Source organism: Chryseobacterium fluminis, assembly GCF_026314945.1.
GTDB classification, from domain to species: Bacteria; Bacteroidota; Bacteroidia; order Flavobacteriales; family Weeksellaceae; genus Chryseobacterium; species Chryseobacterium fluminis.
On the sequence record NZ_CP111121.1, the window covers coordinates 1285388 to 1309953 of the forward strand.

The 24566-nt window shown below is 33.7% G+C and carries 3 protein-coding genes and 2 pseudogenes; all 5 read right to left on the reverse strand.

Annotated elements, in window-relative coordinates; all coding sequences use genetic code 11:
* Positions 1-5: 5 nt before the first annotated feature.
* The 5 genes and pseudogenes from ODZ84_RS05935 to ODZ84_RS05945 all read right to left on the reverse strand — a co-directional run bounded on the left by ODZ84_RS05935 (position 6) and on the right by ODZ84_RS05945 (position 24565).
* The gene (locus ODZ84_RS05935) at positions 6-2402 is read right to left on the reverse strand and encodes an outer membrane beta-barrel family protein (RefSeq protein ID WP_266176070.1); all 2397 of its coding nucleotides are present in this window, start codon (positions 2400-2402) and stop codon (positions 6-8) included.
* 92 nt (positions 2403-2494) lie between these two features.
* Positions 2495-4171: a condensation domain-containing protein gene (locus ODZ84_RS23745; RefSeq protein WP_456298826.1), complete on the reverse strand. Its 1677-nt coding sequence runs from the start codon at positions 4169-4171 to the stop codon at positions 2495-2497.
* Positions 4160-5518, reverse strand: a pseudogene (locus ODZ84_RS23750) (amino acid adenylation domain-containing protein); the annotation flags it as partial. The gene ODZ84_RS23745 and the pseudogene ODZ84_RS23750, both read right to left, overlap by 12 nt.
* Positions 5519-5602: 84 nt before the next feature.
* Positions 5603-10258, reverse strand: a pseudogene (locus ODZ84_RS23755) (amino acid adenylation domain-containing protein); the annotation flags it as partial.
* Between the two features lie 96 nt (positions 10259-10354).
* Positions 10355-24565 carry a non-ribosomal peptide synthetase gene (locus ODZ84_RS05945; RefSeq protein WP_266176072.1) on the reverse strand — a complete coding sequence of 4737 codons (14211 nt, stop codon included), beginning with the start codon at positions 24563-24565 and terminating at the stop codon, positions 10355-10357.
* Position 24566 lies beyond the last annotated feature (1 nt).

Here is a 24566-nt window from a genome sequence, read left to right on the forward strand (position 1 = left end):
CGGTATTAAATTCCAGAACGTCGTTGCTCTTCTTCATTACCAAATCTTCGATTGTCGGCTTTTACTTTCTTGCTACCAAAACTGTAGAGAAGAGAAAGTCTGAAAAATCTGTTACTGTAATTAAAATTTCCTATTTGCTTTACTCCGTTTACAATCGATATGCTGTTATTTAAGTATGATGTATTGAATACATCATTAAGTAACAGAACAATCTTTAAGTTATCATTTAATAAACTTTGTCTCACTCCTATATCAAGACTATGGGACTGTCCATTTTCAAATAATCCTCTTTTGTGCTGCGAACTATACCAGTAATTAACTTCTAATTTTGTTGTTTTAGTTAGTGAAAAAGTATTGTTCGTACTGAAATAAAGCCTAACACCGTTTTGAACCTCTGCATTTATATCATCAAGTAAGGTAGTTTCAGAACCTAAGAGCGATACACTGCTTTGGCTTGTCCACCAAGAATATTTATCAAATGTGTAGCTTTCGCTAATGCCATAATAATATTCATTTGAGTAGTTTTTCCTTGTTATAACCTGTATGTCATTCTCTGTATCTGTAGTAAAAAATATCCCGTAGTTATCATTAGTAATTCTAAAAAACACATTTGAGCTTAGCTTTTTCTTGAAAGTGTGGGTAAAATCAAAATTATCACTAAATGAAGGCTGTAAAAAAGGATTACCTACGGAATAACTGTTATTGTTTATATAAAATCGATATGGATTTAAATCATTAAATCCGGGGCGGTTAATTCTTCTTCCGTAATTGAAGACAAAATTGTTTTTATCATTTGGATTATACGAAGCATAAAATGTAGGAAACAATTTAAAATAATCCCTTTTATTTGTTTGATTTATCGTCCTAGAGAAACCATCTGTGGTCGTATTTTCTATTCTTAATCCTAATTGTAAACTCAGTTTTGAGTTTATTTTCTTTGAACCACTGGCGTATAATGCCTGAATGTTCTCTTTATATTCAAACTCATTAGATTGCGATTCATCCAATACTGGCGGATTTACTGTAGCATCAAAAAGCTTGACATCACTATTTGATGTATTGAAGCTTAGCTTAGCACCATATGAGAAATTGGCAAATTTGGTTGGATGTTCAAAATCAATCTTTGTACTAAAATTTTCAATAGCCTGTCCTGAATTATTAATGGCTGATCCTTGTTGTATAAAAGCTGGATCATTAGGAACTGATGTATTTGTTGCGAAGCTATTATTTTGTTTTACATTGTAATCCAAATAGCTAAAATCCACCGTAAGCTTTCTTCCTAAAGTGTCTAATTTTGACATAACATTCATATTATAAATATTACTGTTATATTCCCTGTCATTAAAACCTTTACTCTGAATTATTTGTTCAAGATTATGATTAGAATCGAATAATTGAGTGACTGATTTATTATCCTGATCTGGTCTTCTTAGATTACCTAAGTACATAAAACCTAAAACGATATTTTTAGTAAGATCGTAATCAAATGAGGCCCTTCCTGTAAAACTGTTCTTTTTTTGTTTCGTATCTGAATCCAACTCTTGCAACTTATTTGCGGATAAAGCATCAAAACTTTCAAGGGCTCTGTAAGCACCAATACTTCCATTTAGCCCCAGAGAGAATCTAAGTTTATTTTTATTGTACAGGAAATCATTACCTAATGTAAAATAATTATAATAGTTCTGATCATAGGCGAAAGAAGATGAATTCTTCCACGAGTCTTTCATTCCCTCTTTATAGACTATATTAATGAGTCCCCCATTTCCTCCTGCATCATACTGAGCCGGTGGATTCGTTATAATTTCGATTTTTTTGATGTTGCCAGCAGGAATAGAATTCAAAAAACTGATTAAATCGTCACCTGACATTTGCATCAATTTACCATTAACCATTACCTGTGATGACCCTTTGCCTAAAATACTAATTGAGCCATTCTGAATCATAAGCCCCGGCGCTACTTTTAACGCATCCAAAGCATTACCTGTACTCGCAGTAGGACTATTCTCAACATTAAATACCAGACGATCCATCTGCTGTTCAAAGATTCTTTTTTTCCCTTTGACGACAACTTCCTCTATATCGTTTAAATCCTGGCTTAAAATTATATCTTCTAAAACGGTACTATTTTCCAGGCGGACTTTTTTATCCCAACTTTTATACCCCCAAAGACTAACCTTAATAGTATAAGCTCCCTTCACTGTCTTGATTATAAATGCGCCATTATGATCTGTAGTTGCTCCAGATTTTAAGACTCCAAGTGAGTCAACAAGTACCACATTTGCAAATGGAACGGGAGCGGTATTATTTTTTATTTTTCCTTTTACCTCTATTTGGCAAATTGCCAGATAGGGAATTAAAAGGAATACTATCAAAAGGTTTTTGTTCCTGAGTTTTTTTCTCATTCTGTTTAGTTTTTTAAAAAAGTTATTCATGTTATTATTTAGGTAGTAAATTTATATAAAATTCTTTTATTAGTGATTAATCTGAAGAAATCTTATTTTGCGGGGCTTTTCTTATCAAAAACATTTTCTAAAAGAACATCTAATCGAAGCGCACTCTTTTCATCTTGCTCATAAATAAGCGTAATTTCAATTCCATTATCTCTTACCCTGCATATGATATCCAATGGATGCTGATTTGATAGTACTTGGGTACCCAGAATTACCTTATCAGACCTTTTTTCATCAATCGTCCCCGGTATTTCTTGAAAACTCACCCCTCCTAGTCTGCATAAGTCTATATCAATATGTGTTTCAACAAAAAAGTCTTCTCTGATGGTTTCATAAGGTATTACCTGATGCATTCTTGCATTTAGATAATTCAAATACACATTTTGACACAAATCATAAAAGGAATCATTGGAATCAGAAATTAATCGCAATGGTATGAAATTATTTAAAGCGCCTAAAATATTTGAAGTATCAAACTCTTCAACAATACTTTCCCGTCCTGAAACCGTGATCAATTGAAAATGAAACTGTTCTTTGAAACAATCATTCATTAAATACTGGTGAAAACCCATAAATAATCCAGATAACGGAATATTTAAATCTTGAGCCAATTCTTTAATTCGTTCGAATTTTTGTCCCGTAAAGAACATTGTCTGTGTAGTATGTAACACTTTTTTACTGTCACTCGTATAATCGTGTTTTTTTAATTGGGCTGATTTTTGATCTGACAGTAGTTCAAGATCAGACTTTTTTAAATCATTCACCCAAAAAAACCGTTCCTCTAGTCCTCTTTCAGATATCAGATATTTTTTCTGCCATAGAGCAAAATCAAAGCCTGAAGAAGGATATTGATTCTTTAAAGCTTTATTATTCCTCATGAAATTCGTTAACTCTTGCTGTAAGATATTACAAGTATACATATCTGCTATTGCATGACTAATTGCAATATATATATAAGATTCTTTGCCTCCGTTTATATCGTTACATATAAATAATCTAATAAGCTCACTATTGAACATATCATATGGTTTTAGAGGAATCTCATTTGAGATTAACTGTAAAATATCGGTTGTACTGCTGAAATCTAAATTGTAGGTACTGACAGCAATTTTTAAATCCTGGTATGATACTCGTTTTTGATAAATGAACTTATCTTCTTGTATAAATTCAATATTCAGATCAGGAAAATTACTCAAAAACTCACGCAATTGTAATTCGATGTACTCGGTATCAGACTTATGTATCTTAACCGGACCGATAAAACCTTCGGAATTCTTGAATTTCATTACATGTTTTTGATTTTCAGATACATGAATTTTATCGCCAATTTTCAAATTTATGTTTTCATTTACGATTTCTGATTCCGATTTGAAGCTAATATCTTTATTTAAATCTACTGATTCAGTCTTATTTTCTTTAATTGTTATAACTTTAGCTAAAGCTTCAAAATCTGAGGCTTTAAAAATTTGATCTACTTTTACCGCGTACCCTTCACGGTTCAATTGATTCATTAACTGTATTATTTTCAATGAGTCTCCACCAATATTATAAAAATTGTCTTTAACACTAATATTTTCTTTTTTCAACAATTTTTCACAAATCGATATCACGATCTTTTCTTCTTTACTGCATGGAGCCACATAGTTTTTTGAAGATATTTCCATTTTATCTATTTCTAATAATGCTTTCTTATCTATTTTTCCGCTTGCGTTCAATGGCATTTTTTTTAGAATCACAAAATAATTGGGTAACATATAACCTGGTAAAAATTCCGAAAGTTTTATCCGAATGGCATCTATATTCAGATCCTTGCCAACCAGATAAGAGATGATAAATTTTTCTTCATCTTTTTCTTTGACCAGAACTACGGCCTGTTCAATCTCTTTTTGCTGAAGTAATACATTTTCAATTTCTCCAAGTTCTATACGATGTCCTCTAATTTTTACCTGATCATCTTTTCTTTCAACATATTCGATATTCCCGTCCGGTCTCCATCTGGCTAAATCTCCTGTTGCATATATCTTACTTCCTTTTTCATAAGGATTTTCAATAAACTTTTCATTAGTGAGTTTTTCTTTATTCAAGTATCCTCTTGCCAATCCATCGCCTGCTATATATAGTTCTCCCACAACTCCTATCGGTTGTATTTGCAGCTTATCTGATAAAATGAGCACTTTCTCATTGGCCAATGGTTTACCAATACTTAGATATTTACTTGAATTAACAGCTAAACTTGTACTCCATATTGTAGTTTCCGTAGGACCATATACGTTTATTATATTCAATCCAGAATAAGTATTTATGGTCTCGTAGACCGTTTTTGGAAATGGCTCTCCACCCATTAAAAGCTGTTTTAGATATGGAGAAGGTTTTGATGTAAAAGCTTCGGATAGCTGACTAAATCTTGATGGCGTAACCTGTAAAACTTCTATCTTATTATGATGTAGGGTGTTCATAAATAGTTCCGGGGACATCAATTCTTCTGATGAGAATAAAATCAGTTTTCTACCGCTACACAAGGTCCCAAATATTTCAAGAAAAGATATATCAAAAACTACATTGGTTGTTCCGGCTACAATGGTATGTCCTTTAAACCCTAGTTCAAAATCTAAGTTATTTAAGAACGAAACGGCACTTTTATGTTCAATCATTACACCTTTCGGCAATCCCGTAGAACCTGATGTATAAATAACATAAGCTAAATTTTCCGGTTTTACAGCTATTTTTAAAAATTCATTTTTCTTATTACTTTTCCCAAGCGCAAATGCTTCTAATAAATCCTTATCAATAACCATTTTACAATGGGCATCTTTTTCAATATATTTTATCCTTTCTACAGGATATGCAGGATCTATAGGTACATAAGCGGCACCCATCTTTAATACTGAAAGAAGACTAATAACCAACCACTCATTTCTTTCCAGCTTTATCCCAATAAAATCTTCAATCTGTATATCATATTCTGATAACAAGTAGTATGACAACGCATCGGAAATATCATCTAACTCTTTGTATGTAAAATCTTTACCCCCATATACAATCGCTGTACGATCAGGATTTGCTTTCACCTGATTAGCAAATAAGTCTACTATAGTTAAACCTTTTGCAAAATTTCTTTTATTATTATTAAAATCCTCTGAGATCTGTGCTTTCTCACCAGGCGACAGATAGTCGATTTTATATAAAGGCTCATCAGGTGAATGAAGAGCAGCTGTAAGAATATCTAAATAATGTTTCATGATTCTTGTCATTGTATCATGATCATAGACATCTGTATTGTAATTAATCTGGAAGGAAATTAAATCTCCTATTTCTTCAAAAGTAATTTCAATATCAAATTTAGAAACCGATTTTCCTAAAGAGGTAATTCTATTTGTCGATTCTTCAGATACGTTTGATTCAATTGCTTTCTCTCCGACATTTTGAAGCATTATTACAACATCGAAAATGGCACTTCTACCCATATCCCTCTGTAATTCTAAATCTTCTACCAAGCGATCAAACGGATACTGCTGATGTTCATAAGCATCGACTATGTTCGATTTTACTGAATCAAACAATTTATGAAAATCATTGTCCGGATTAATCTTATTTCTTAATGGAATCATATTCAAATAAAAGCCTATTTGATTTTCAAGATCAATGTGATCTCTTCCGGCCACCGGGCTACCTATTATAAAGTCTTCCTGAGAAGTATATCTGTAAAGCAAGGCATTTAATGAAGCTACAAGTCCCATAAATAAACTTCCTCCCTTTTGCTGACAGAAAGTTTTTAAATCGTGGGATATTTCTTTTGACAGATAAGTTCCAAGCCGCTCCCCATTATTGGTTTTTACAACCGGACGCTTTTTTGTTGATGGTAAGTCAATGACCGGCAACTCTCCGGAAAGCTTATCTAACCAAAATAATTGGTGTACCTGATACGTTGCTTCTTTTAGCTGATTCAGCTGCCATACCGAATAATCCTTGTATTGAATCCTTAACGCTGGTAAATTTGGTTCAGTACTATTTACAAATGACTGATAATACTTCAGTACATCTTTGGTCAATATGTCCATAGACCATCCATCACTTATAATATGATGCATATTGTAATAAAAGACAAAATTATTCTCAGATAACTGAAGTAAAGCAGCTCTTAGTAACGGTCCATTTTCTAAATCGAATAATACCTGGGAATCTTTTTGAATATATTCCTTAATACTCAACTGTTGATCATCGGAATTACTAAAATCACCATAATCTATTTTAAAATCAATTGCTTCTCTATTTAGAACCCACTGTCGAATCTCTCCTGATTCATTTTCTCTAAATACAGTTCTTAAAATTTCATGCCTGTCAATGGCTGCATCAATGGCCTTTTTTAAGTGATCTATATCATATCCGCCATCTAAAGCATAATATGAAGGCATGTTATAAGCCACTGAATTTTCTTCAAATTGGCTTAAAACCCATAATCTTCGTTGGGCATCTGATAAAGGATAACTTTCAGAAATTACTGCTTTCTCTATTTCTTTATATTTTAATTTTCCTGCTTTAGAAATTAACCCCGCATGAGAGATTAAAGAGGTATTCTCAAACAATTGACTAAAGCTTAGCTTCACATCAAATTTCTTTTGATAGCTATTAATGAGTTTCCCTAATTTAATACTGTGGCCACCAAGTTCAAAAAAGTCATCTTTGATTCCTACCAATTCTCTGTTCAGCAATCCTTCCCAAATGATGGTTAGCTCTTTTTCTAAACTATTTGTTGGTGCAATATATTCTGCCTCACTGGATTGATTAAAATCTTTCTGATTAGGTAAAGCAGCTCTATCAATTTTACCGTTTGGAGTAAGCGGAATAGATGACAACTGAATAAATACTGCAGGTATCATATAATTAGGAAGAGTGCTCAGTAAAAAATCGCGGAGATCTGATATTCTTTCTTCTTTCGCTGATACAAAATAGGCAACTATTTGTTTATCTTCTTCCGTTTCAAAAACCTGTACAGTAACTTCCTGAATATTTTCTTTTGATAATAACTGCATTTCTATCTCTCCCAGTTCAATTCTATAGCCTCTTATTTTAACCTGATGGTCTTTTCTTCCTATAAATTCTATGTTTCCATCTGATAACCAATAGCCTAAATCTCCTGTATCATACATTCTTTCCCCTTCTATAAAAGGATTGGTCAAAAACTTTTCCTCCGTGAGATCTGCCCGGTTCAGATAGCCTCTCGCTACACCTGCTCCGGATACGAAGATCCTGCCTGTAACTCCCAGAGGAACCAATTGGTTATGCTGATCAAGAATCAATACCTGGGTATTGGAGATTGGCTTACCTATAGAAATGGTTCTGGAATCTTTATTCGTAATACGATAAGATGTACTATAGGTGGTATCTTCCGATGGACCGTAGAGATTCCGAACTTCGATTTTATCCAAAGGAAGCTTCGCAATAATATCTGTAGGAAGGACTTCTCCTGCCATATTGATCACTTTGATATGATCCAGCAGTACTTGATCTTCTATTAATTTTCTTACTACAGAGGGAACCGTATTTAATAATATATTACTGTCCTGATCCAGATAATGATTGATTTCCAGGGCATTCTTTAAAATCCTTATTTTCTTACCTGTCGAAAGGGTATAGAAAAATTCATAGACAGACAAATCAAAGCAATGAGAGGTAACTCCGTAAACAATATCAAATGCATCAGCATGATACTCCTTTTTAGACCAGTTAATCAATTCAACGGCATTATGATGCTCTATCATTACACCTTTGGGGTTTCCTGTAGTTCCGGATGTATAAATAATATAAGCCAGATGATCGGATGTTGAGCGCTGATCTGCATTTAATGGGCTGTAATTGTCCTGAACTTCATAAAACTTCTCTAATAGGTCCTGATCAATAACAACTTTGCTATTGCTGTCTTTTTCAATATAATCAATTCGATGTTGCGGATAATTTAAATCTACAGGCACGTAGGCCGCTCCGGATTTCAGTACTCCCAATAAGCTAACAAGCAGGAATTCATTCCGTTCTAGTTTAACTGCGATTAAATCGTCAGGATCAATAGTATAATGAGCTCTTAAATAAGCCGCCAGCTGATTTGCTTTTTCATTTAACTCCTTATACGTAAGCCTACGATCCTCAAAGATAACTGCCGTATCATCAGGTGTTTCAGCAACCTGTTCTTCAAATAAATCTACCAGGGTTTTATTCTGTGTATGAACAACTTTTGTATCGTTAAAGTCAATTAATAACTGCTTTTTTTCATTTTCTAATAGATATTCCAATTCGGATAATTTCTGATTTGGATGTTCTAATGAAGACTCAAGTAATTGTTTATAATGCTTCAAAAAGCCTTCTATCAGTTCTTTATCATAGACATCAGTATTGTATATGATCTGAAGAGAAATACAGTCACCTACTTCCCGAAAAGTAATTTCCAAATCAAACTTTGATATTGTTTCTCCAAAATCAGTTACAGTGTTAACCGTTTCTTCCGGAAGTATAACTTTAACAGATTCCTGATTTCCATTTTGCAATACCATCATCACATCAAAAAGTGCGCTTCTACTAATATCTCTCTTCAGGTTTAGATCTTCAATCAATTGATCAAATGGGTATTCCTGATGCTCATAGGCTTTCAAAGTATTTTTTTTAATGTTGTCCAAAAGTTCGTCAAAACTTTGATTGGGGTTCACATTGTTTCTAAGCGCCAAGGTATTTACATAAAATCCTATTTGATTTTCTAAATCTAAATGATCTCTACCTGCTATCGGAGTCCCAATTATCAGGTCATTCTGTCCTGTATATTTATAAAACACAGCATTTAAACTGGATAGAAGGCCCATAAACAAACTTCCTCCTTTTTCCTGACAAAACTTCTTTAACATTTGAGAGTTCTCCTTTGAAATATAAGTTCCCAATCGCTTCCCCTTATTCCCTTTTATTAAAGGACGTTTATTTTTTGCAGGTAAATTTATTGTAGGTAACTCGCCAGAAAACGTATCACACCAATAGGCTTTATGGGCTTGATGTGATTCTTTTTCCATTTGTTCCAATTGCCAGCCAGAATAATCTTTGTACTGAATTTTTAAATCTGGCAATTCAACTGCACTTTCTTCCGTATATGATTTGTAATATGCTAATACATCTTTTACCAGTACATCCATCGACCAACCATCACTAATGATGTGATGCATATTATAGTAAAAAACATGTTTGTTTTCGGATAATTGAAGCAAAGCTGCTCTTAAAAGCGGTCCTTTTTCTAAATCAAACCGCTTGACTGAATCCTGGTGAAAATAGTTGCTGATGCCGGCATTCTGATCTTCAGACTTTGTTAAATCGACATAATCTATGGTGAATCCCAGTTCTTTACTCAACAATACCCATTGATTTACTTCACCCTCTTCATTTTCTCTGAAAACCGTTCTTAAAATTTCATGTCTTTCTATCGTTGCATCTATAGCTTTTTTAAAATTTTCAATCTTATAATTACCATCCAGAATTTTGTATGACGGAATATTATATGCAATTGAATAATCTTCAATCTGACTAACCAACCAAAGCCTTTTTTGGGCAGATGACAATGGGTAAGAAGATTTTAATGGAACTGCTTTAATATTAAAATGACTTACTTTTTTCGCTTTGTAAGTGTTAATATAATCAATTAACTTGTCTTTATGCAGTTTGATATCTTCTAACAATAAGGCATCAATTGCACCTTTTGGAGCCTTAATATCTAATTTTGAATCTACAACATCTATCTTAACGTTGAGTAGCTTTAGTTTATTAATTAAATTACTTATCATAAAATGTTTTTATTATAGTGGGTAGTGAATGTTGTTTTTTAATGGCTCTTTAAGATCCTGTCCGTAGGGATATGAATTAAGAGCCATTATTAAGTTTTAGATAGAAATATTTTCAATTTCACTATCATCGTCATCTTCTAAAAACAAATCATTATTCACCCATAATGAGGTCTCTATTTCAACGGCCATTTTCTCAATGGTTGGATTACCAAATAAAGTAACAAAATTTACTTTCACATCGAATTCCTTACTTATTCTGGAAGTAAACTGAATTGCTTTAAGACTGTTAACCCCAAGTGTAAAGAAATTTTCATTAACTCCTACCTTGTCTCTTTGCAGCAGCTCTTCGCAAATTTCTGCCAGTTTTTGTTCGATTTCATTTCTTGGAGCAACATATTCTACTTTCTCCCGGAGATTAATTCCCTTATGATTTGCAAGTTTGCTTGTATCGAGTTTTCCATTTGAATTTATTGGCATCACATCTAATTGAACATACATACCAGGCAACATATAATCCGGAAGATTATTAGATAAGAAATCATGTAAATCATTAACATTTTCTTCTTTTTGAGATACAAAATAGGCTACTATTTGTTGATCATTGTCAATATTTTCAACTATAACTGCTACTTCTTTTATCGTATCTTTTAATGATAATTGAATTTCTATTTCTCCCAATTCTATTCTATACCCACGAATTTTGACCTGATTGTCTTTTCTGCCGATAAACTCTATTGTACCATCTGTTAGCCATCTCACGAGATCTCCTGTTTTATAGAGACGTTCTTCCTGCTTAAAAGGATGATTAATAAACTTTTCCCTGCTTAAATCCGGATTGTTAAGATATCCTCTTGATAATCCCACTCCGGAGATACAAAGCTCACCCACAACTCCTATTGGCTGAAGCTGTAATTCTTCGGATAAAACAAATACATTCGTATTAAAAACCGGTTTACCAATCGGAATGATATCTCCTTTACGATCATTTAGATCGAAATAGGTAGTTACAACAGTATTTTCTGTGGGTCCGTAATTATTATAAATCTTCAGATCATTTGTCACATTATTAAGTTTCAATGACTCACCTCCGGTTAAAATAATTGTATCCACCTTTAAATTTTGTGAACTCAGTTCCTCACAAATCTTAGTTGGCAGATACGCATGTGTGATCGTATTTTCATTTAAAAAGTCAACTAATTTCAATACATCATAACGCGTATCATAATCTGAAATTGGATATAGACAAGCCCCTGAAATCAAATATGGATAAATCTCCCATACCGAAGCATCAAACCCAATACCCGCGAATAAAGTTCCTTTGCTTAGTGAATTTACCCCGTATGTTTTATTGTGCCAAAAGCATAGATTCACAAGACTTCTATGTTCAATCATTACTCCCTTCGGATTTCCTGTTGATCCCGAAGTATAGATGACATAGGCTAAACCATCCGGTTGTATATTAATCTGCGGTGCTTCTGAAAAATGATCCTTTTCACTACTAAATGAAGCCAATAAATCTGAGCAAATGGTTAATTTACAATTGCTGTCCTTTTCAATATATTTGATACGTTGTTCAGGATAGCTTAAATCAATGGGCACATAAGCACTGCCGCATTTTAGCACTGCTAACAATGAAATTACCAGCCACTCGCTTCTATCTAATTTTACGGCTATCAAATCTTCTGATTGTATGTCGTATTTTGATAATAAATAATTAGCCAATTGATTCGACAGCTTATCTAAGTCCTTATAAGTAAGTTGTTTTTCATCAAAAACAATAGCAATATTATCAGGCGTTTTCGTAACCTGTTCCGTAAATAAATCAATTATCGTTTTATGAGAAGGATCATCTGATTCTGTATCATTAAATTCAATCAGCAATTTGTCCTGTTCTATCTGTGGCAGAATATCGAGACTATTGACTGGGTTAGCAGCATTCTCTAAAAAGCTATTTAAGAAATTTTCAAAGTACTGCATCAAATCTTTCAATTGATGATTTGATCTTAATTTTCTTTTCTTTTTAATTGTTATCGAACAAAAATCACCTGTTAAGTTTATACTGAAATCTAAAAATGTGTTTGTGGATTCAAAACTTTTATAAGAGAAATTTTCATTTTCACGCTTAGACTGGGTTGCTTTAAATTCCTTATTCTCTGTAAGTTCATTTAAAACATGAAAATCAACATAATTAAAAATTGTATCAAAAAAAGGATTCTCATTGATCGCATTCTCCTCCATTAATTGTGATATATCAAATAATGAAATGCGATCTTTCCCCTTCAGTTCTTCAAGATCTGACTGAATTGTATTGACATAATCAATCCAGGAAGACTCTTTAGAAAATGTATCTTTAAATCTAAACGGAACGGTGTTCAAAAAACACCCCATTAATTTTTCTCCATCTTCGACAAAAGGTCTTCTGTGCGAAACCAAACCTACAGTAATATCTTTTTTATACGTTAAAAGACTTAAACAATAAACATAACCACTAAAAAAGAGTGCTTTAGGCGAAATTCTATTTTTCTTACAAATATCTACCAGTCTATTCTTAAACTCCGGACCGTACGTTTTCGAAACTATATCTATTTGATGCTCCTCAGTAAAAATATCCAATCTGTTATAATCAGACATTTTGTTTTTCCAGTAGGCTTTATTATTCTCATTTTTCCGTTCTAAAATGTCCGATATAATACTATCACGCATGCAGCATTTCAGAGGTTCTGGGCGATAATTTTTATCGTTCTTTAAGGCGTCATATATTTTAAAAAGTTCAATTCTTAGGCTTTTTTCACTCCATCCGTCCAATATTGCATGATGAAACTGCAGTACAAAAATGATTTCAGTACTGTTTATCTGAAATATATTAATTCTCCATAATGGTGCCTGAGTAATATCAAATGGATTTTCTTCTCTCTCTTTTATAACAAAGTTTTGAAGATATTCTTCTTTATCCTTACTCATTTCAATAGTGCTCAGATCTTCGAATCCTATATTAATCGGAATTTCATTGTGTATAATCTGTACTTGTTGATCGTACTCGTATAGGTGATACGAAGTTCTTAAAGTTTCGTGTTTTTTGACCAGCAAATGCATCGCCTGCTTTAATAAATCTATGTCTACTAGTGCAAACTGAAACAAAAACTGATCATGATAGATGCCAAATTCTCCTTTATCTCTCATTAACTGGCTGGTAAGAATCATACCCAATTGTATATCACTTAAAGGATAAACATTCGCTATATTATCAACCGAAGGATGATGAGCTAAGATTGCATTTTCAAGAGCAGCTAAAGAAGCTTCTGTATTTCTGATTAATTTATCATCATTATTATTATCTTTGGCTGAGATATCTGATATAAAAACAGCTAATTCTTCGATAGTTGGGTTTTCATAAAACGACGCTATCTGAAATTGAATGTTAAAGGCCTTTTTAATTTTACTTACCAGACGAATCATCTTTATTGAGTCACCACCAAGAGTAAAATAGTTATCTCTAATTCCTATGGTATCAATTTTCAGATCTTCCTGCCATATTAACACCAATTGTTCTTCTGTTTCATTTTTGGGTGCAATGTATTCTTCAAAAGTTAGATTTGAGGAATTAGGTTCTGGCAGGGATTTAGTATCAATTTTACCGTTTCCGGTTAAAGGGAAACTTTCTAATGTTATATACACATGAGGAACCATATAATCCGGAAGAACTTCCTTCAGACGACTTATTGCTTCTTTGTCATTAAAGTTTCCGCCATCAATAACATAAGCTATTAACTGTTTGCCAGCATTAGCATTTTCTTTCACCATGACAACAGCTTGTTTAACAGCAGAAAGCTGCTCCAGCTGATTTTCAATTTCTCCTAATTCTATTCGATATCCCCTTATCTTGACCTGCTTATCTATTCTTCCTAAATATTCAATGCTTCCATCAGAATTCCATTTTGCTAAATCTCCGGTTCGATATAATCTTTCATCTTTGATAAACGGGCTGGCAATAAATTTTTCTGATGTTAAATCCGGTTTATTTAAATATCCTCTTGATACCTGAATACCTCCTATCAATAATTCTCCGGCAACTCCTATAGGCTGAAGTCCCATTGTTTTATTAACGATATACAATTGTGTATTTGCCACTGATCTTCCAATACTTACCCCTTCAATCTGAGTATCTATAGCTGTTAAGTCTATAGCAGTTACATCAATTGCAGCTTCTGTAGGACCATATAAATTATGAATATGCGTTGCTGTAAGCTTTTCTTTAAAATGACAAACCATAGAAGAAGGTAACGCTTCACCACTGCACACCACATGCTTCAGATTCTGACATCTGTTATTATCCAGGCTTTCTAAAAACACTCCTAACATGGAAGGGACAAAATGAACAATTGTTACTCCTTTGTTTTCAATGACTTCTTGCAAATAGTCTGGATCTCTATGACCCTCAGGTCTCGCAATAATCATTTTGCACCCAACAACTAAAGGCATGATTAATTCCCATACGGAAACATCAAAAGTGTAGGTTGTCTTTTGTAAAATAACTGAAGATTCATTAATATTTAGGTCATCGCGCATCCATAACAGACGATTTAATAAACCTACGTGCTCATTCAACACTCCTTTAGGGTTACCTGTGGTTCCTGATGTATAAATACAGTAGGCCAATTGATTAGGTGAAAGACTCTCTTTTGGAGAATTCGTAGAAAATAATTCATAGTTGAAATCATCCAGACTAATAAACTTTATAGAATCTATTTTATGAGCATGCTGTTTGGTGCTCAGGACAAGCTTTGCCTGAGTATCTTCTACAATATAGTTTATACGCTCCATCGGATACTCAGGATCTATAGGTACGTATGCCCCTCCTGCTTTTATAATAGCAAGAATTCCAATCATCATTTCTAATGAACGATCCATACAAACAGGAATGAGCTGTTCATTTTCTACGCCCTGCTCTTTAAGATAGTGAGCTAACTGACTTGATTTTTCATCTAATTCTCTGAATGACAGCTGTTCTTCTTCAAAAACTAATGCTACTGCATCAGGCTGACCGGCAACTTGCTCATGAAACAAATCCAATACCGTGAGATCCAGATTATACCCTACTTCCGTATTATTAAACCCTTCTACCAATTCTTTTTGTTCCGAAGTTGTCAGGTAATTTAATTCTTTGAGAGTAGTCGATTCTATTATACTGTTTAGCAACTCATTAAAATGAGAAGAGATCCTTCTTATGTCAGCATCTGAAAGGATAGATGAATTATAGTTAAAATCTACTGCCAATTCTCTTTCAGAAGCGTGCCCTATTTTCAGGGTTAATGCATAGTTTGTCTGTTCTTTACCTTGAATATTTTCTATACTTAAGTCTGTTTCAACAGATTGAATGGCCTCCAGGGGATAATTTTCAAAAACCATAATACTGTCAAACAGCTCTCCATTTACAGCACTTAATTTTTGTATTTGAGCTAACGAAGAATGCCCATACTCCTCTCTCGAAGTAGTAAACTCCATTTGTATACCAGTTAACCAATTAATAATTTCATGATCATTTTTTATCGTAGTACATAGCGGAATTGTATTAATGTACAAGCCCACACGGGTTTCTACATCTTCTAAGTCTGCAGGTCTTCCGGAAATAACGGTACCAAAAGCAACTGTCGAATTACCTGTATAACAAGATAACAAATAGGACCAAATCCCCTGAACAATAGTATTTATCGTCAAATGGTTTGACAAAGCAAATGTTTCTAATTTCCCAATATAATCCGCATCCTTTTTCAGGATTAAATTATGAGTACCAAAAGTCTTTGTACGCTTTTTAGCATCACTTACAAAGGGTAATAAACTTGGAGCTTCAAGTTGCAATAAATATTCCTTCCAATATGAAAGTGTCTTTGATTCTTCTTTCGAGAAAATATATCTGATGTAATCTTTATAATTGTCTTTCTTCGATTTTACTTCCAGTACATTTTTACTGGCTAAATTTTGATAAGAAGACATAAATTCAGAAAATACAATGGGCATAGACCAGCCATCAAAAAGAAGATGATGATGGGTAAATACTAATTTGGTACGATGGTCTCCAAGCCTTAATAATGTAATTCTGAATAATGGAGCCTGCTGCAGATCAAATAAGGTATTCGAATCAATATTTAAAAATTTATCGACCTCATTGCGTTGTTCCTCATTATTTCTATTACGATAATCTATTACAGTAAGTGGCAGATCTACCCTATCATAAACACATTGAATCGGAATTCCCAAATTCTCGTAATAAAATGAGCTTCTCAGAATACTGTGTTTTTCTGTTACTAATTCCCATGCTGTTTTAAAATAATCCGGATGCAATTCTCCCACCATGTCAAAACTTAACTGAATTAGATAAGCATTAGGGTCCTGATCATATAAACTATGAAAAAGCAGTCCTTCCTGTAAAGGGCTTAATCTATAAATATCCTCTACATCATAAGAATGAGTGTTTTGTTTGAAACTTTTTAATTCTTCATAACTCACCAGACCATTCAAACCATAATCAAATGGTGTTTTGATACGCTCTGTTTTTCCTTCGCACAAAGCAATAATGTTAAGCAGAGCATCTTTAAAATTATTAATAATACTTTTAATAGTTTCTTCTTTATATCTATTGGCATCATAGCTCCATACAAAGCTTAAAACGTCCCCCATAAGGTTTCCGTTAACCGATATCTTATTTGATATTTTGTTTTCCGAACCTATGCTTGCTCCTGTAGACTCTGCTGCAAAGTCAAATAATCCTTTTTCGTTTTCCCCTGTTCCAAACTGTCCTAAATAATTAAATACGATTTGCTCAACATCAGTAGAGAGCTCAGATTGAATTTTTTTGTCAGAAGATAAATAACGTAAAACTCCATAACCAATTCCTTTATTTGGAATACCGCGAAGGGTCTCTTTTGTTCTTATAATTGTTGCTGCAAGATCTTTCTCCTCAGCCTGTAATAAAACAGGATATAGTGAAGTAAACCAACCTGCTGTTCTGCTCAGGTCTATCTCATCAAATAAATCCTCTCTTCCGTGCCCCTCTAAACCTATGATCATTTCAGATTTCCCTGACCATTTTGATAAACTTAATGATAATGCTGACAAGAGTAAATCATTTATTTCTGTACCAAAAGCATGATGACAATTTTGCACTAAACTTTTTGTCTGTTGTTTGGTTAATGAAACACTGCAATTATTCGTTTCCGCATACGTTGTAATTCCGTCATAAGCAGTGTCCTGAGGCAGGATACTATTTTTTGCCGTTATGGATTTCCAATAAGAAAAATCAGATAACAGTTCTTCTGAATGGGCGTACTCTTTCAATCGTTGCTGCCATTGGCGGTATGATGTTGTTTTTTCTTCTACAGAAACCTCATTACCAGACAGTAAAGAGGTAATATAAGAAGACAGATCTTCAACCATAATACGCCAGGAAACACCGTCTGTTGCTAAATGGTGTATCACCATAAATAATCGGTTGAATGGATCTGATGAAGGTGTTTCTATCAGAACAAACTTCGCAATTTCTCCTCTTTCAATGGATAAATTTTCCTGATATGAGTTACAGATAGTAGTGATCTGATTACTAAACGGCTCATCATTTTCTGTTATAACTTCTAAAGAAAGACCTGGAAAATCAGAAATAAAAACGCCTTGGTATCCCTCCTCATTCTGCTCATATTTTAATCTTAGAACATCATGCTGCTTAACCAGATATCCTACTGCTTTATCAATGATTGTGGCATCAATATCTTTTGATACAGAAAATAATACAGATTGATTGTAATGGTTATGGTTATTAAATTTTCTTTCAAAAAAACACTGATTTATGGGCAGCAAGCCAACAGATCCTTTTAACAGGCCTTGTTCACTTATTGTGGCAATATCATTCTGTAGGTTTTGAGCAAGTTCCTGAATGGTTTGATACTTAAATATATCCCGTACTTTTAAAATAATTCCTTTCTTTTTGGCTCTGCTTACAAGCTGGATTGCCATAATAGAATCTCCTCCCATTGAAAAGAAATTATCCTGAACACCTATCTGTTTTGCTTTTAAAACTTCTTGCCAGATCAATGCTAATTCTATTTCTTCATGGGTACGGGGAGCTACATATTTTTCTGAAATGATCTCTGAAAAATCCGGAGTAGGAAGCGCTTTTTTATCAATCTTCCCATTTCGGGTCAAAGGCAGAGATTCTAACTTGACATAAACCTGTGGAACCATATATTCCGGTAGTTTCTGTGTAAGTTTTTTAATAACCTCATCTTTATCGAAATCTGCACCTACGATATAAGCCACTAATCGTTTTGAAGTATTCGGAGCTTCTTTTGCTAACACCACTACCTGGTCTACTGTATTGATATTTTTCAGCTGTGTTTCTATCTCTCCAAGCTCTATACGATGTCCTCTTATTTTTACCTGATCGTCTTTTCTTCCAATATATTCTATCGTACCATCTGGCAGCCATCTTGCCAGATCCCCCGTCTTATAAGCTCTCTCTCCTTTTACGAAAGGGTTTTCTATAAATTTCTCTTTCGTTAAATCTGAACGGTTCAGATACCCCCTCGACACCTGAACACCGGACAAATACAACTCCCCCACAACACCAATCGGAACGATCTTTTCAGACTCACTTACTATATAACACTTAGTATTACTTACGGGTTTACCTAGCGGAATTATAATTCCGGACCTATCCTGTGCATTAACAGTATGTAATAAAGAAGTGATTGAAACTTCTGTTGGCCCATATTTGTTAATAAAGTTGACTTTATCACCCCATTTATTGGCTAAACTTACAGAACAGTTCTCTCCGCCTGCGACCACACGCTTTAATTCCGGATAATCTTTCTGGGGAATAATTTCAAGAAAACTAGGGGTAGCATGTAAATGAGTGATTTTATTCTCCCGGATGTATTCTCCTATTTTTTCTATATCTCTTATTGTATCATAAGCAGGAATAAATAAAGTTGCTCCAGTGGAAATACTAATAAATATCTGTTCTGCAGAAGCATCAAAAACATAATTAGAAAAAAGAAGTATTCTTTCTTTTTCTTCTAAAGAAAAATAAGCAATCTGATGTTGAATATAGTTACTTAATCCTTGGTGTTCAATCAGTACTCCTTTAGGGGTTCCGGTTGTTCCTGATGTGTAAATCGAATACACTAAGTCATCCATTGCTGGATGCTCAGAAATTGGGGCAGTAATGGTACTTAGTGAATTTTCCTGATCCAGGTATAGAGATTTTATTTCTTTTTTTATGTCAAGCAATTCAAGTAATGAAGATTCTGTTACAATAATTTTTGCTTTTGTATCCTCAATAATAAAATCAATCCGGTCTTTCGGATTTGCCGGATCTATGGGTACATAGGCACCTCCTGATTTTATGATTCCCACTATCCCGACAAGCATTTCCAATGAACGATTTATACAAATAGGAACCAATTCTTCTCTTTCCAATCCGTTTTCTCTTAAAGAATGTGCTAATTGATTTGATTTCTCATCCAGTTCTCTATAGGTTAATTTCTTCTCTTCATACACTACTGCAATAGCATCGGGGTTTTCTTTTACTTGTTTTTCAAATAAATCCAATACCGTTACCTCAGAAAATTTTACATCCAACGCATTAAAATCATGCAGTAAAAGCTTTTCTTCTTCTTTAGATAAATAATCAACGGTATCAATACTTGTCTCAGTATTTTTTAATAACGATTCCAGTAATTGTTTGTAGTGGTTCATCAACCCTTCAATCATATGCTGATCGTAAACATCTGTATTGAATTTTACCTTCAATGAGATATAATCGCCTACCTCACCAAAATTAAAATCAAGATCGAATTTGGTTGCTATCGATCCGTAGTCAACAATATTTTCTATGTTTGTTACTTCACCTTGAGTTTGGTTATCATTAACATTATTTAAATTAATCAATATATCAAAAAGAACGCTTCTGCTTACATCTCTTTTTAATTTCAGATCTTCTACTAATTGATCAAATGGATATTGCTGATGCTCATACGCTTTAAAAGTCGTATTCTTTACACGTTCAAATAAGTCACTGAAATTTTCCTCAGGTTTAACCTGATTTCTTAATGCTATTGTATTAACGTAAAAACCAATTTGATTTTCCAGATCAATATGCTCTCTTCCTGCAACCGGGCTTCCAATAATAAAATCATCCTGAGAGGTATATCTGTAAAACAATGCATTTAAAGAAGCCACAAGCCCCATGAATAAGCTACCGCCACGATCCTGGGAAAAAGTTTTTAATTGCTGTGATAATTCTTTAGACAAATATGTTCCTAGATGTTTACCGTTATTTGTTTTTAATAAAGGACGTTTTTGTGATGAAGGCAGGTCTGTTAATGGCAGTTCGCCTAAAAACTGATTCATCCAGAATTCCTTAGAATCATTTGTTGATCCTTTGTCTAATTGCCATACGCTATAATCTTTATATTGAATGTTCAATGGCAATAAATCAGCTGTTTTATCTTCCTTATAAGCGCTATAATAGGCCATTACATCATTGGAAAGCACATTCATAGACCAACCGTCCCCGATGATATGATGCATATTGTAATAAAAAGCATAGCTATCTTCTGATAATTGTAATAATGCAGCTCTTAATAACGGGCCTGTTTGCAAATTAAAAGGCTCACCAGCATCTCGTTTAAGATATTCCTTAATACTTGCTTCTTTATCCGTTTTTTCTCTAAAATCATAATAGCCGATTTCAAAATCCAGAGATTCAACGGATAAAATCCATTGTCTTATTTCTCCGGCTTCATTTTCTTTAAAAACGGTTCTTAAAATTTCATGTCTTTCTATCGTAGACTGTACAGCACGCTTAAAACTATTACGATCAAAATCACCTTTCAGAATATGATAAGATGGCATATTGTAAGCTATAGAATTTTCTTCGTCCTGACTTAAAACCCATAGTCTATGCTGTGCATTTGATAAAGGATAACTTTCCGAAACTACAGCTTTTTGAATTGACGCATGTCCTGATTTTCCAGATTGAGCGATCAGTTTTGCATGAGAAGACAATGAAGTATTTTCATACAATTCACTAAAGCCCAGCTTTACCCCAAAAGCTTTTTGATAGCTATTAATTAGCTTACCTATTTTGATACTGTGCCCGCCTAAATCAAAGAAATCATCATTAATACCAATTCGGGTACTATTCATTAAGGTTTCCCATATAGAAACTAAATTCTTCTCTAAATCAGTTGTAGGGGCGATATATTCTACTCCACTCGATATATTGAATCCATCGGGATCAGGCAATGCTGCTTTATCAATTTTCCCATTACTTGTAAGTGGCATAGACTGCAACTGAATAAATGAGTTCGGCACCATATAATTAGGAAGCCTTTGAGATAAGAAATCTCTTAATTCCGTTATCACTTCCTCCTGATTGGAAACAAAATAAGCAACCAGCTCCTTTCCTCCATCTGCCTCATAAACCTGGACTGTTACTTCCTGAATACCTTCTTTATCCATCAGTTGGCTTTTTATTTCTTCCAACTCTATTCTATAGCCGCGAATTTTTACCTGATGATCTTCCCGTCCCAAAAATTCTATTGTGCCATCCGCAAGCCATCTGCCAAGATCTCCTGTATCATACATTCTATCTCCTTCAACAAATGGATTGGACATAAATTTTTCTCCTGTTAAATCCGGACGGTTCAGATAGCCTCTCGCAACGCCTGCTCCGCCTACATAAATTTTACCTGAAGCTCCCATGGGTACAAGATTTAAAGCTTCATCTAAAATATAAGCAAAACTGTTTGAGATTGGTTTTCCCAACGGAATTGTTGTATAATCCGAATGATCTATTTCGTGTGTTAATGAAAAAGTAGTGTTTTCCGTAGGACCATATCCATTGTTGATCTTTATGCCCGGAAAGCTATTGAATACTTTTTTTACATGGTGCGGAGAAACAACATCTCCACCGACAATTAACTGTTTTACATTTTTAAAAACCTCAATATTACTGTCGACAACGTAGCTAAACCAGGAAGCAGTCATCCAAAAACTGTCTACGTTGTTTTTATTGATGATTTCTTCCAGTTTCTCAGTCTGCAATAAATCGTTCTGAGAAGCAAGGATGAGTCTTGCCCCATTTAATAGGGTTCCAAAATATTCAAAAATAGTGGCATCAAATGATATGGCTCCGGTACTTAACAGAATATTTTTTTGATTTAAAGGGAAATAAGAACCGGGTTTTACAAGTCTTATTACACTTCTATGCTCTACCATCACACCCTTAGGCTGTCCGGTAGTTCCGGACGTATACATTACATACGCTAAATCTGTCGGAGTATTTATTCTTTCCGGATTCGTATTTTTATATTTCTGGCTTTGCAGGGTAAATGCCGAAAATCTTTCTTCATCTAAAGTCACTTTGCTATTGCTGTCTTTTTCTATATAATCTACACGATCCTGAGGGTAATTCGGATCAATCGGCACATACCCTGCACCGGCTTTTAATATTCCGAGAATGGCAACAATTAATTTTTCACTTCTTTCTAATTTAATACCAATCAGATCATCAGCCTGAATCGTATAGTTTTCTCTTAAATAATCTGCAAGCTGATTAGAAAGTTCATTTAACTGGTTATATGTCAATGCTTTGTTTTCAAAAACAACCGCTGTATGATCAGGTGTATTTTCAACCTGCTCCTCAAAAAGATCAATTATTGTTTTATCTTTCGGATAAGCAACTTCAGTGGCATTAAAGTCTTTTAAAAGTGTTTTTGTTTCAGGTTGTGATAGAAAGTTTATTTCATCAACTCTAATCTGAGGGCTTTTTACAACTTCTGCCAATAATTGTTTAAAATGGTTGATAAAACATACCATCATCTGATGATCATAAACATCAGTATTGTAAACGACTTCAAATTCCAAAGGCCCTCCCACATCTTTAGCACTAACCTCTATATCAAATTTACCTATTGTTTCTCCAAAATCTATGATTTCATCTGATATTTCATTTACAGTACTCGTCTTGCTGTTTTCGAAATTATGCAATGTTACTATAACATCGAAAATTAAACTACGGCTCAGGTCTCTTTTTAATTTTAGATCTTCAACTAAGCGGTCAAATGGATATCGTTGATGGCTATAAGCTTCTAAAGTAGTTCCTTTTATTCTTTGAAATAAATCCAGAAAACGATCTCCTGATTGAATCTCATTCCTTAATGCCAGAGTATTCACATAAAACCCCATTTGGTCTTCAAGATCGATGTGATCTCTTCCTGCAACAGCGGTTCCTAATATTAAATCTTTTTTGGAAGTATATCTGTAAAATAATGCATTAAGAGCAGTAACCAACCCCATAAATAATACTCCATCATTGTCCTGACAGAATTTTTTGAGCCCCTCTGAAAGCTCTCTTGACAGATAAGTACCCAGACGTCTCGCATTGTTTGTTTTAATTAACGGACGTTTTTTTGAAGCCGGCAAATCGATAACAGGCAATTCTTTTGAAAATTGATTTAACCAATATTCTTTATGCCCTTTTGAAGCAGATTCCTCCAGCTGTGATAACTGCCAGGCGGCATAGTCCTTATACTGTATTCTAAGTTCCGGCAGATGTGCATCTCTGTCCTGCTGATATGCTTCATAATATGCTAAAACATCACGAGACAAAATATTCATAGACCATCCGTCACTTATAATATGATGCATATTATAATAAAATACATAGCTGTCATTTGAAACCTGAAATAATACTGCCCGAATTAATGGCCCGTGAGCTAAATCAAAAGGCTTAACATTGTCCTCCTTTATATATTCTTTTACTTTAAACTCTCTTTCTTCATCTTTTCTAAAATCCTGATAGTCAACAGTAAACCCCAATTCTTCTTTAGATAAAATCCATTGACGTATTTCTCCAGATTCATCCTCTCTAAAAACTGTCCTTAAAATTTCATGTCTTTCTATTGTAGAAAATATTGCTTTTTTGAAATTTTCTATATTGTAATTTCCATCCAATACGATATGCATTGGCATATTGTAAGCAAGGGATGTCTGGCTGAATTGACTTAAAATCCAAAGTCTCTTTTGAGCATCAGATAAAGGATAATTTAAAAGTTTATCAACTGATTTTATTTCCTCATATTTTTTATTACCTGAATATTTATGTAGAAATTTAATTAACTGTTCTTTATTGGTTTTAATTCTTTCCAGAGTATCTGTTTCTATTTCTTCATCATAACTTAACTCCAGTTTATCACTTACCAATGAAAGATAAATATTTTTGCTTTCTAACTCTTTTATTAAATCTATCATC